An 11,839-nucleotide genomic window follows, 5' to 3' on the forward strand; every position below is an offset into this window, starting at 1 on the left:
GACACCTCTTCCCAAGACACAGGCCATCTCCTTCGCGATGAGCAATGTGTCTATTTAAAAGTGTCCACCATGTCTCCGAACACCTGTCCACCATGTCTCCGGTACATACACTCCCGGAGGGAGAGGGCTAGGGTGAGGGGATGGGATCTAAGGCCGGTCACGCAACCTGCGGCCAATCACATCCAAGACATCACAGCCATCACGCAACGGAATCACGCAGAGCTGGGCGAAGTCGCTGAGGATGACCGAGTCGCACTCGACTGAGCCGCGCATGCACATGTTTTCCAGGACCTGGATCACGGCGCGGATGCGGTAGTTGGCGGCGTCCATCAGGATGTCGAGCGGGGCGTGGGTGTCGATGAACAGGGTGGGCATGTCGTTGCAGTTGCTGGTCAGCGCCATGAGGCGGTTGTCGGGGTGGGGGATGAAGGGCTCGTAGGGTGGATCGGGTTTCAATGTTGGCACTGGAATGACTCCTAACGTATTGGGTGGAGCCGCCAACTCTCACTTCCACGCATTAGGTGGCGGCTGTACGCAGGTGTGGAAGACCGGGACGTTAGGCACCCGGCGCACTCGAAAGCGCCCCGCGCACAGCCACCAAAAACTCAAACGACAAAAACGTCTGACTGGTGCAGCTTGACGCGCCTAACGATAAAAGGGCTTCCACGCCCTGTCACCGATTTTGCGGTGACAACCAAAGACTATCCCCGCACCACCGCGCCCACCAGTTCACGCAAACCGCCGCAACTCGCAGGAAACGTCCGAAGCCTTTGCCCGGAAATTTCACTCTGACTCGTCCCGCAAGTAGTCCAGCAAAGCCGAAGCCGACGACTCGTCCGACGCCGAAACCGCAAAAAACCTGACAACCTTGCAACGCAAAACGTCGGCGGGAAACGCCTCGAACAACGCCGGCTGCTCCTCGCTCAACCACTGCAAGGTGTTGTTGATCCGGGCATCACCGCCGAATTGCGCCAGCTGTTTTTCCGGCACCGACCACCAGGGAAACTCTCGACCCGAGACCTGCGCCCTACCCCCGATCTCGACGGCCTGACCGTTGATCAAGCCTCGCGTGAGAACCGGCAGCAATTGCCCGGCATCCACCTCGGACGACTCAAGGATCGGCAACAAAAACCGCCCATCCCAGAACCGGAAAAACACCGCTTTCCCGTCCGGCATCAGCACCTGAGTCAAACTGCGAAAGTGCTCGGCCACCACCTCAAGCCCCGCCGAAGAAACCGCCAGCCAACCCCAGTCGCGAGACTCCGTGGTCGCCACCCAATCCAGAAACTCACTGTCCGCGTCGACGATTCCCACGTAGGGCATCACCGCATCCCACTCGGCGTAGATCGTTTCCGCCCAGACCGGTTTCGGCATCTGCGCTTTCAGCGGCCAGGCCTTCAGCGGCTCTGCCGCACTGGCGCTACTGAAAATCGCAAACAACTGCTCCGACGGTTTCAGCGGCTCATCCTTCAACCATTGATCAGGCTGCACAGACACCGTCCTTGCAGCGCTCGCATTCTTCGCAGAACGGCGCGTCTCCTTTAAGGCTCATGATTTGCGCGGCAGTCAGAATCGCAGCCGGTGCCGCCACCAGTGTTTCCGGCAACCCCGGCACTGTCGGCGCTGCGCTCATCGCCGCCATCGGCGCACCACCCACCACAATCGGCACGCTGCTGAAGATCCCGCCGGGGCCGATGTTGATCCACTGCCCGCCCGCCTGAATCGTTGCGCTCGCCCCGCCGTCGATCACCACCTGCTGGCCGGCGCTGACGTGAAATTGAGCACTGGCGTTGATCGCCTGATTGCTCACGCGAATGTGCCGGTCGCCGGTCACCGTGAGGTGGTCGTCCTGCTTCACTTCAGTCTGGCGCTGGCCGTGGGTGATGTGCTGCTCATCGGCCTTCAGTTCATGCCTGGCAAGGCCCGTGACAACGACGCTGCGCTGGTTATCCACCTGCACCTGCTGATCATTCAGCACATGCTGCGTCCAGTTTCGCTGGGCCCGCAGGTAGATTTCCTCGGCCCCCTGGCGATCCTCGATGCGCAATTCGTTGTAGCCCCCACCGCCGGGACTGCTCTGGCTGCGGAAAATACTGCGGGTCTTGTCGGCCGGCAGATCAAGCGGCACCGGCGTGGCGGCGTTCGGCAGGCAACCCATGACCAGCGGTTTGTCGGCATCCGAATCGATGAACCCCACCAGCACTTCCATGCCGACCCGCGGAATCAGCACGCTGCCATAACGGTCATGAGCCCAACCGCTGGCAACCCGCAGCCAGCAACTGGAATGCTCGTTGAGTTCACCGTCGCGATCCCAGGCCAGTTGCACCTTGACCCGGCCGTACTCGTCGCAATGGATTTCACTGTCTTTCGGGCCGGTGACCACGGCCGGTTGATAACCGAGCATCCGTGGTTTTTCCGGGCCCATCGGCGGGCGAAAGAACACGTCCCACGGCGTGGCGAGAAAGGTATTACGGTAACCCTGGAATTCATCACCTTCGCTGGTCACCGATTCCTCCAGCACTTGCGGCTGTCGGCCATGGTGTTCGAGCGAGGTCAGCAGCCAGAGGTCATTCAAATCCTGGCGCGGATGCTTGGTCAGTTGCAGGAAATGTCCACTGACCAAGGCAGATTGATCGCTGCGCCCCTCGGCCTGACGGTAGTCGGCGACATGGCGCTCAAGCGTGCGTCGGGCCAGTTGCTTGCCGGTTTCGCGCTCGGTGAACTGGCCGGGAAAGTGGTAATCCTCCAGCACCGGACGCTGTTCGCTTTCGGCGCGACCTTGCAGCGCCAGCCGGGGTTTGGTGAAGTCGTAATCTCGTCGGGTGACCACGCTGGTGCGGGTTTCAACGCGTACGGTGAAACGCTTGATCGCCGGTGCCGCCGCAGCCATGCCGCTGCCCGGCAGGTACAGCGTCGGCTCGGCCAGACGCGGGAACACCGTTTGATCGTCGCCGAACACCAACAGATGCCCGTCCGGACTGTGTTGAAAATGGAAATGAATGCCGACTTCGGCACACAGACGCTGGATAAACGCCAGATCGCTCTCGGCGTACTGCACGCAGTACTCACGCGGCGCGTAATCGCTGCCGAGGCGAAATTCGAAGGCATCGCGCAGGATCGCGTGATCCTTGAGGATCCGCGTCACGATCTGCGGCACGCTTTGATGCTGGAAGATGCGCTGATTGATCCGGTGGCCAAGATAGGCCAGGCGCGGAACAAGACTGACGTGATAGCGAGTCAGACGCTTGCCGGAATCCCCCTGCCCGACCCGATAGATCTGACCGTGAATACCGGAACCCTCTTCATCAAAACTCAGAAACGCCTGACAGTGCAGCAGGCTCTCCAAATCCAGATCCGGCCGCTCGCTGACCAGTTCCAGGTCGAAGCGAAAGGGTTGGCTGATGGCTTCCTTGCCCGTGAACTCAAGGACTTTGAGATCAAACTGGGCGCCTTCGACGGTCAACGTGAAACGCGGTTGATTGGCAGGCGCGAACATCCGATGTCTCTCTGCAGAATGAGGGCGGGCGATTCTGCATGAGGGGCAAGGAGTGCAGGACGGGTGACTGAAAAATCAGATTTCCCCTACTTGAAACTTCGATCTCCCCTTCAAGAATCAAAGCATTCGACTACAGACTTTCCTTTCAAAAAAAATCGCAGGCACAAAAAAGGCCCGCTTCCGGGTAGGAAACGGGCCGTTTTCTTGTGAGCCTCAGCTCATTCCCATCACTTGTTCAGATGGAAATCCTTCTCGGCCGCTTCAAAGCGCTGAACCATGCCGGCGCTCGGCTGGCCCATCAGGCTGACGAAGTAGATCGCCAGGCTGGCGAAGATGAAGCCCGGGATGATTTCGTACAGACCCAGCAGCTCGAAATGCTTCCACACGATCACGGTGATCGCGCCGACCAGGATGCCGGCCAGTGCGCCGTCACGGGTCATTTTCTTCCAGATCACCGAGATCAGCACCACAGGACCGAAGGCTGCACCGAAACCGGCCCAAGCGTAGGACACCAGACCCAGTACACGGTTGTCCGGGTTGGCGGCCAGAGCAATGGCGACCAGCGCAACCAACAGCACCATGGCACGACCGACCCACACCAGCTCAACCTGAGAAGCGCTCTTGCGCAGGAAAGCCTTGTAGAAGTCTTCGGTCAGGGCGCTCGAGCACACCAGCAACTGGCAGCTCAGGGTGCTCATAACCGCCGCGAGAATCGCCGACAACAGCACGCCTGCAATCCACGGGTTGAACAGGATTTTCGCCAGTTCGATGAACACACGCTCGTGGTTCTCGGTCACTGGACCCGCGACTTCCGGATGCGCCGAGAAGTAGGCGATACCGAAGAAGCCCACGGCCACGGTGCCACCCAGGCACAGGATCATCCAGGTCATGGAGATGCGACGGGCGTTGGCGATCGACTTCACCGAATCAGCGGCCATGAAGCGCGCCAGGATGTGCGGCTGGCCGAAGTAGCCCAGTCCCCAGCCCATCAGCGAAATGATGCCGATGAAGGTGGTGCCCTTGAGCATGTCGAAGTTGCTTGGGTCCTGTGCTTCGATGGCCAGGAACGTGGTGTCCACACCGCCGGTGGCCAGCAGCACGATGATCGGCGTCAGCAGCAGGGCGAAGATCATCAGGGTGGCTTGTACAGTATCGGTCCAGCTCACCGCGAGGAAACCGCCGACGAAGGTGTAGGCAATCGTCGCCGCAGCACCGGCCCACAGCGCGGTCTCGTAGGACATGCCGAAGGTGCTTTCGAACAGACGGGCGCCGGCCACGATGCCGGAAGCGCAGTAGATGGTGAAGAACACCAGAATCACGACTGCCGAAATGATACGCAGCAGACCGCTTTTGTCTTCGAAACGGCTGGAGAAGTAGTCCGGCAGGGTCAGCGCATCGCCGTTGTGCTCGGTTTGAACACGCAGACGGCCGGCGACGAACAGCCAGTTCAGGTAAGCACCGACGATCAGGCCGATGGCGATCCAGCTTTCGGACAGACCGGACATGTAGATGGCGCCCGGCAGGCCCATCAGCAGCCAGCCGCTCATGTCGGAAGCGCCGGCGGACAATGCGGTCACCACGCTGCCCAGGCTGCGGCCGCCCAGAATATAGTCGGAAAGGTTGTTGGTGGAGCGATAGGCCATGAAGCCGATCAGCACCATTGCTGCGATGTAGATCACGAACGTGATCAGGGTTGGATTGCTTGCGCTCATTACGTACGTGCCCTGGCTTTGTTTTTATGTAGCGGCGGCAGTTGCACCGTTTACAGACTGACGTCTGACAGACGATTCGCACGGCCGCGCATTTATGACCAATGTTTCCCCAGGAAAGCCATTGGCCGGTAAACCGGTTTTCCCGGTTGCACCTTGGGCGCGAATCCTATGCAACAAAGCAAAAGAGGTGCAACCAGTTTCTTGGGAATTAGTTGCACCTGCGTCGGATTTTCCACCGAAAACTGCCGATTTTGCGCGACTCCGGTGCATTAACACCCGTTCATCTGCCTTGAAAGCACCGATCTAGAGCGGCCATCGGAAAGCTGAAATTTATTCCTGACAAGCTGCCGAATATTCCGACAAAAAAAGGGTTGCACCCGGTTGCACCTCTTTCAGCTCGCAGCTAATCTTGCCGCCAGCTGTTGTCGCGCAACTGCGGCACCTATGAGGATAAAAATATGGCTACCACCACCCTTGGGGTCAAACTTGACGACCCGACCCGCGAGCGCCTGAAGGCCGCCGCAACCTCGATTGATCGCACACCGCACTGGCTGATCAAGCAGGCAATTTTCAATTACCTGGAAAAACTCGAGGGTGGTGCAACCCTGACCGAGCTGAACGGTTTGACCGCCAAGGACGCCGACGACGCGGGCGAAGTCCACACCGATCACGCTCACCAATGCTTCCTCGAATTCGCCGAAAGCATCCTGCCGCAATCGGTGCTGCGCGCTTCGATCACCGCCGCTTACCGTCGCCCTGAGCCGGAAGTGGTGCCGATGCTGATCGAGCAGGCTCGCCTGCCGGCACCGATGGCCGAAGCCACCAACAAACTCGCCGCAACCATCGCGGAAAAACTGCGTAACCAGAAGAGTGCCGGCGGTCGTGCAGGCATTGTTCAGGGTCTGTTGCAGGAATTTTCCCTGTCGTCCCAGGAAGGAGTGGCGCTGATGTGCCTGGCCGAAGCGCTGCTGCGTATCCCGGACAAGGGCACTCGCGATGCGCTGATCCGCGACAAGATCAGCACCGGCAACTGGCAGCCACACCTGGGCAACAGCCCGTCGCTGTTCGTCAACGCCGCGACCTGGGGCCTGCTGCTGACCGGCAAACTGGTGTCGACCCACAACGAAGCCGGCCTGACTTCGTCCCTGAGCCGCATCATCGGCAAGAGCGGCGAACCGATGATCCGCAAGGGCGTCGACATGGCCATGCGCCTGATGGGCGAGCAGTTCGTGACCGGCGAAACCATCGCCGAAGCCTTGGCCAATGCGAGCAAGTTCGAAGCCAAGGGCTTCCGCTATTCCTACGACATGCTCGGTGAAGCGGCGCTGACCGAACACGACGCCCAGAAGTACCTGGCCTCGTACGAACAAGCCATTCACTCGATCGGTAAAGCGTCCCATGGCCGTGGGATTTATGAAGGCCCGGGCATCTCGATCAAGCTGTCAGCCCTGCACCCGCGTTACAGCCGCGCCCAGTACGAGCGCGTGATGGACGAGCTGTACCCGCGCCTGCTGTCGCTGACCCTGCTGGCCAAGCAATACGACATCGGCCTGAACATCGACGCCGAAGAAGCCGACCGCCTGGAGCTGTCGCTGGATCTGCTTGAGCGCCTGTGCTTCGAGCCGCAACTGACTGGCTGGAACGGCATCGGTTTCGTGATCCAGGCCTACCAGAAGCGTTGCCCGTACGTGATCGACTACGTGATCGACCTGGCGCGCCGCAGCCGTCATCGTCTGATGATCCGCCTGGTGAAAGGCGCGTACTGGGACAGCGAAATCAAGCGCGCCCAGGTCGAAGGCCTGGAAGGCTATCCGGTCTACACCCGCAAGGTGTACACCGACGTTTCCTACATCGCCTGCGCCCGCAAACTGCTGTCGGTACCGGAAGTCATCTACCCGCAGTTCGCCACGCACAACGCCCACACCCTGTCGGCGATTTATCACATTGCCGGTCAGAACTATTACCCGGGCCAGTACGAATTCCAGTGCCTGCACGGCATGGGCGAACCGTTGTACGAGCAGGTTGTAGGCAAGGTTTCCGAAGGCAAGCTGAACCGTCCGTGCCGCGTGTACGCTCCGGTCGGCACCCACGAGACCCTGCTGGCGTATCTCGTACGTCGTCTGCTGGAAAACGGCGCCAACACCTCGTTCGTCAACCGTATCGCCGACCAGTCGATTTCGATTCAGGAGCTGGTGGCCGATCCGGTGGCACAGATCGAGCAGATGGCGACCGTGGAAGGTGGTTTCGGCCTGCCGCACCCGCGCATCCCGCTGCCGCGTGACCTGTATGGCTCCGAGCGCGCCAACTCTGCCGGCATCGACATGGCCAACGAACATCGTCTGGCGTCGCTGTCCTGCGCCCTGCTGGCCACCGCGCACAACAACTGGAAAGCCGCGCCGATGCTCGGTTGCGCCTCCAGCAACGAAGCGCCGGCACCGGTGCTGAACCCGTCCGATCTGCGTGACGTGGTCGGCCATGTGCAGGAAGCCACGGTCGAAGACGTCGACAACGCCATTCAATGCGCCCTGAACGCCGCACCGATCTGGCAGGCCACCCCGCCCGCCGAACGTGCCGCGATTCTGGAACGCGCCGCTGACCTGATGGAAGGCGAGATCCAGCCGCTGATGGGCCTGCTGGCTCGCGAAGCCGGCAAGACCTTCGCCAACGCCATCGCCGAAGTCCGCGAAGCCGTCGACTTCCTGCGTTACTACGCGGTGCAGGCGCGCAACGATTTCAGCAACGACGCCCACCGCCCACTGGGTCCGGTGGTGTGCATCAGCCCGTGGAACTTCCCGCTGGCCATCTTCAGCGGTCAGGTTGCCGCCGCACTGGCCGCCGGTAACCCGGTGCTGGCCAAACCGGCTGAACAGACTCCGCTGGTCGCCGCACAAGCCGTACGCTTGCTGCTCGAAGCCGGGATTCCGGAAGGCGTGCTGCAACTGCTGCCGGGTCGTGGCGAAACTGTCGGTGCCGGTCTGGTGGGCGATGAGCGCGTCAAAGGCGTGATGTTCACCGGTTCCACCGAAGTAGCCCGCCTGCTGCAACGCAACATCGCCGGTCGCCTCGACAACCAGGGCCGTCCGATTCCGCTGATCGCCGAAACCGGTGGCCAGAACGCGATGATCGTCGACTCTTCGGCACTGACCGAACAGGTGGTGATCGACGTGGTGTCGTCGGCTTTCGACAGCGCCGGTCAGCGTTGCTCGGCCCTGCGTGTCCTGTGCTTGCAGGAAGATTCCGCTGATCGCGTCATCGAAATGCTCAAGGGCGCGATGGCTGAAAGCCGCCTCGGCAACCCGGAGCGTCTGTCCGTAGACATTGGCCCGGTAATCGACGCCGAAGCCAAGGCCGGTATCGAGAAGCACATCCAGGGCATGCGCGACAAAGGTCGCAACGTGTACCAGGTGGCCATTGCCGATGCCGAGGAAATCAAACGCGGCACCTTCGTCATGCCGACCCTGATCGAACTGGAAAGCTTCGACGAACTGCAACGCGAGATCTTCGGCCCGGTGCTGCACGTGGTGCGCTACAAGCGTAAAGAGATCGACCAGTTGATCGCCCAGATCAACGCCTCCGGTTATGGCCTGACCCTCGGCGTGCACACCCGCATCGACGAGACCATCGCCAAGGTGATCGACAACGTCAATGCCGGTAACGTCTACGTCAACCGCAACATCGTCGGCGCCGTGGTCGGCGTCCAGCCGTTTGGTGGCGAAGGCCTGTCGGGTACCGGTCCGAAGGCCGGTGGCCCGCTGTACCTGTACCGTCTGCTGTCGACGCGTCCTTCCGACGCCATCGAACAATCCTTCGCTCGCGGTGATGCTGCCACAGCACCGGACGTTCGTCTGCGCGACGCCATGAGCAAACCGCTGACCGCCCTGAAAGCCTGGGCCGACAGCAACAAGTTCGCCGACCTGAGCACCCTGTGCGTGCAGTACGCAGCGCAGTCGCAAAGCGGTATCACCCGCGTACTGGCCGGCCCGACCGGGGAGAAGAACAGCTACGCGATCCTGCCGCGCGAGCACGTGCTGTGCCTGGCGGACATCGAAGGTGATCTGCTGACCCAACTCGCTGCAGTACTGGCGGTAGGCGGTTCGGCAGTCTGGCCGGAATCCGACACCAGCAAGGCATTGTTCGCACGCCTGCCGAAGGAAATTCAGGCGCGGATCAAACTGGTTTCCGACTGGAACAAGGACGACGTGGTGTTCGATGCGGTTCTGCATCACGGCCATTCCGACCAGTTGCGTGCGGTCTGCCAGCAGATCGCCACGCGTGCCGGCGCCATTGTCGGGGTTCAGGGCCTGTCCCAGGGCGAGACCAACATTGCGCTGGAGCGCCTGGTGATCGAGCGTGCGTTGAGCGTCAACACCGCAGCGGCGGGTGGTAACGCCAGCCTGATGACCATCGGTTAATCAGCGACTCTGCCAGCCACCTGAAAATGGGCGCCCTCACCGGCGCCCATTTTTTTGGCCTCTCCATCACCGTTATCAATCTTCCTGTTCAGCCTTTATTCGCACGCCTAGACTCGGCCCATTCCAAAAAAAGGTAGGCCGCCATGTCCGAGACGCTGCTCAGTTCCCGCAATCTGGCTTTCGAGCTGTACGAAGTCCTCGATGCCGAGGGCCTGACCCGGCGCGAGCGGTTTGCCGAGCACAACCGCGAAACCTTCGATGCCGCCATCGGCACGGCGCGCAACATCGCCGAGAAGTACTTCGCGCCGCACAACCGCAAGGGCGACGAGAACGAGCCGCGCTACGAGAACGGTCAGGCAATTCTGATTCCCGAGGTGAAACCGGCGGTGGATGCCTTCCTCGAAGCCGGATTCCTCAACGCGGCGCGCAGTTTCGACGCCGGCGGCATGCAACTTCCTACGCTGTTGTCCCAGGCCTGCTTCGCCCACTTCCAGTCGGCGAACGCGGCTTCGACGTCGTATCCGTTCCTGACCATGGGTGCGGCCAATCTGATCGAAAGCTTCGGCACCGAAGAGCAGAAACAGCGCTTCCTGCAACCGATGATCGACGGCCGCTTCTTCGGCACCATGGCCCTGACCGAACCTCATGCCGGTTCGTCGCTGTCGGATATTCGTACACGCGCAGAACCGGCATCCGACGGCACTTATCGCCTCAAGGGCAACAAAATCTTCATTTCCGGCGGCGATCACCCGCTCTCGGAAAACATCGTGCACATGGTGCTGGCCAAGCTGCCGGACGCGCCGGCCGGGGTGAAGGGCATTTCGCTGTTCATCGTGCCCAAGTTTCTGGTCAACGATGACGGCAGCCTCGGCAAGCGCAACGACGTGCTGCTGGCCGGGCTGTTCCACAAGATGGGCTGGCGCGGGACGACGTCCACAGCGCTGAACTTCGGCGATAACGGCGAGTGCGTCGGCTATCTGGTGGGCAAGCCGCACCACGGTTTGAGCTACATGTTCCAGATGATGAATGAGGCGCGGATTGGCGTCGGCATGGGCGCGGTGATGCTCGGTTACGCCGGTTACCTGTACTCGCTGGAGTACGCTCGCGAGCGTCCACAGGGCCGGGTGCCGGACAGCAAGGACCCGACGACGGCACCGGTGGCGATCATTCAGCACGCGGATGTCAGACGCATGCTGCTGACGCAGAAGTCCTACGTTGAAGGGGCGTTCGATCTCGGTCTGTATGCGGCGCGACTGTTCGATGACACCACCACGCTTGAGTCCGAAGCGGAGCGCAAACAGGCCCACGAACTGCTGGACTTGCTGACCCCGATCGTCAAATCCTGGCCGTCGGAGTTCTGCCTGAAGGCCAACGAACTGGCGATCCAGATTCTCGGCGGCCACGGTTACACCCGCGAGTACCCGGTGGAGCAGTACTACCGCGACAACCGCCTGAACCCGATCCACGAAGGCACCCACGGCATTCAGTCGCTGGACTTGCTGGGACGCAAACTGGCGCAGAACGGTGGCGCCGGGCTCAAGCAGCTGATTCGCCTGATCGCCGACACCGCCGAACGCGCAGTGGCGTTCGAGTCGTTGACCGCACTGCGTGAACCGCTGGAGAAACTGGTCGCACGCCTGCAGACAGTGACCATCGGTCTGCTGACCGATCTAGCACAGGGCAAGGTCAACAGCAGTCTGGCGAATTCGGCGCTGTACCTGAAAGTGTTCGGGCACACGGTGATTGGCTGGCGCTGGCTGGAGCAGGCAATTCGGGCCCAGGAAGGCTTGGCCAAGGGGAATGCGGCGGATGTCGACTTCTATAAGGGCAAGTTGCAGGCGGCGCGGTATTTCCTGACGTGGGAAGTGCCGGGGTGTCAGCATGAGCTGGCGTTGCTGGAGGCGCGGGATGATACGTGTCTGGCAATGCAGGATGCGTGGTTCTAAAGCCGGCCCTCACCCCAGCCCTCTCCCGGAGGGAGAGGGAGCCGACCGAGGTGTCTTGCGCCGTACATCGACCTGAAAAACCGGTTTGATTATGGATTCGGCGAAGCACTTTCAGGTCGACGCATCTCCAGAGCATCCCCCAATCGGTCCCCTCTCCCTCCGGGAGTGTATGTACCGGAGACATGGTGGACAGGTGTTCGGAGACATGGTGGACACTTTTAAATAGACACATTGCTCATCGCGAAGGAGATGGCCTGTGTCTTGGGAAGAGGT

6 protein-coding genes are annotated in these 11,839 nt (G+C 61.1%); 2 read left to right on the plus strand and 4 right to left on the minus strand.

What is annotated here, in order from left to right; translation table 11 throughout:
• Positions 1-147: 147 nt before the first annotated feature.
• From J5M72_RS28605 to putP, 4 genes are all read right to left on the minus strand, one after another.
• A complete protein-coding gene (locus tag J5M72_RS28605; protein ID WP_102716942.1) occupies positions 148-465 on the minus strand; it encodes a hypothetical protein in 318 nt (105 codons plus the stop codon).
• Between the two features lie 318 nt (positions 466-783).
• Positions 784-1,491 carry a DUF4123 domain-containing protein gene (locus J5M72_RS28610; RefSeq protein ID WP_207868296.1) on the minus strand — a complete coding sequence of 236 codons (708 nt, stop codon included), beginning with the start codon at positions 1,489-1,491 and terminating at the stop codon, positions 784-786.
• A complete protein-coding gene (locus J5M72_RS28615) occupies positions 1,481-3,496 on the minus strand; it encodes a type VI secretion system tip protein VgrG (RefSeq protein ID WP_207868298.1) in 2,016 nt (671 codons plus the stop codon). The genes J5M72_RS28610 and J5M72_RS28615 overlap by 11 nt, the downstream gene beginning before the upstream one ends.
• Before the next feature lie 227 nt (positions 3,497-3,723).
• A complete protein-coding gene (putP, locus tag J5M72_RS28620) occupies positions 3,724-5,208 on the minus strand; it encodes a sodium/proline symporter PutP (RefSeq protein ID WP_169428546.1) in 1,485 nt (494 codons plus the stop codon).
• 458 nt (positions 5,209-5,666) lie between these two features.
• Between putP and putA the strand changes: the two genes are divergently transcribed.
• Both putA and J5M72_RS28630 read left to right on the plus strand, forming a co-directional pair.
• A complete protein-coding gene (gene putA, locus J5M72_RS28625; protein WP_207868300.1) occupies positions 5,667-9,620 on the plus strand; it encodes a trifunctional transcriptional regulator/proline dehydrogenase/L-glutamate gamma-semialdehyde dehydrogenase in 3,954 nt (1,317 codons plus the stop codon).
• A gap of 143 nt (positions 9,621-9,763) precedes the next feature.
• Positions 9,764-11,566, plus strand: coding sequence for an acyl-CoA dehydrogenase (locus tag J5M72_RS28630; RefSeq protein ID WP_207868302.1), 1,803 nt, complete (start codon positions 9,764-9,766; stop codon positions 11,564-11,566).
• Positions 11,567-11,839 lie beyond the last annotated feature (273 nt).

The sequence above is a fragment of the Pseudomonas sp. 58(2021) genome, assembly GCF_017491585.1.
Lineage (GTDB): Bacteria > Pseudomonadota > Gammaproteobacteria > Pseudomonadales > Pseudomonadaceae > Aquipseudomonas > Aquipseudomonas fluorescens_BT.

Coding starts and splice junctions, on each gene's coding strand:
- J5M72_RS28630 (WP_207868302.1), top strand. CDS start 9,764: ATGTCCGAGACGCTGCTCAGTTCCCGCAATCTGGCTTTCGAGCTGTAC.
- J5M72_RS28615 (WP_207868298.1), bottom strand. CDS start 3,496: ATGTTCGCGCCTGCCAATCAACCGCGTTTCACGTTGACCGTCGAAGGC.
- putA (WP_207868300.1), top strand. CDS start 5,667: ATGGCTACCACCACCCTTGGGGTCAAACTTGACGACCCGACCCGCGAG.
- putP (WP_169428546.1), bottom strand. CDS start 5,208: ATGAGCGCAAGCAATCCAACCCTGATCACGTTCGTGATCTACATCGCA.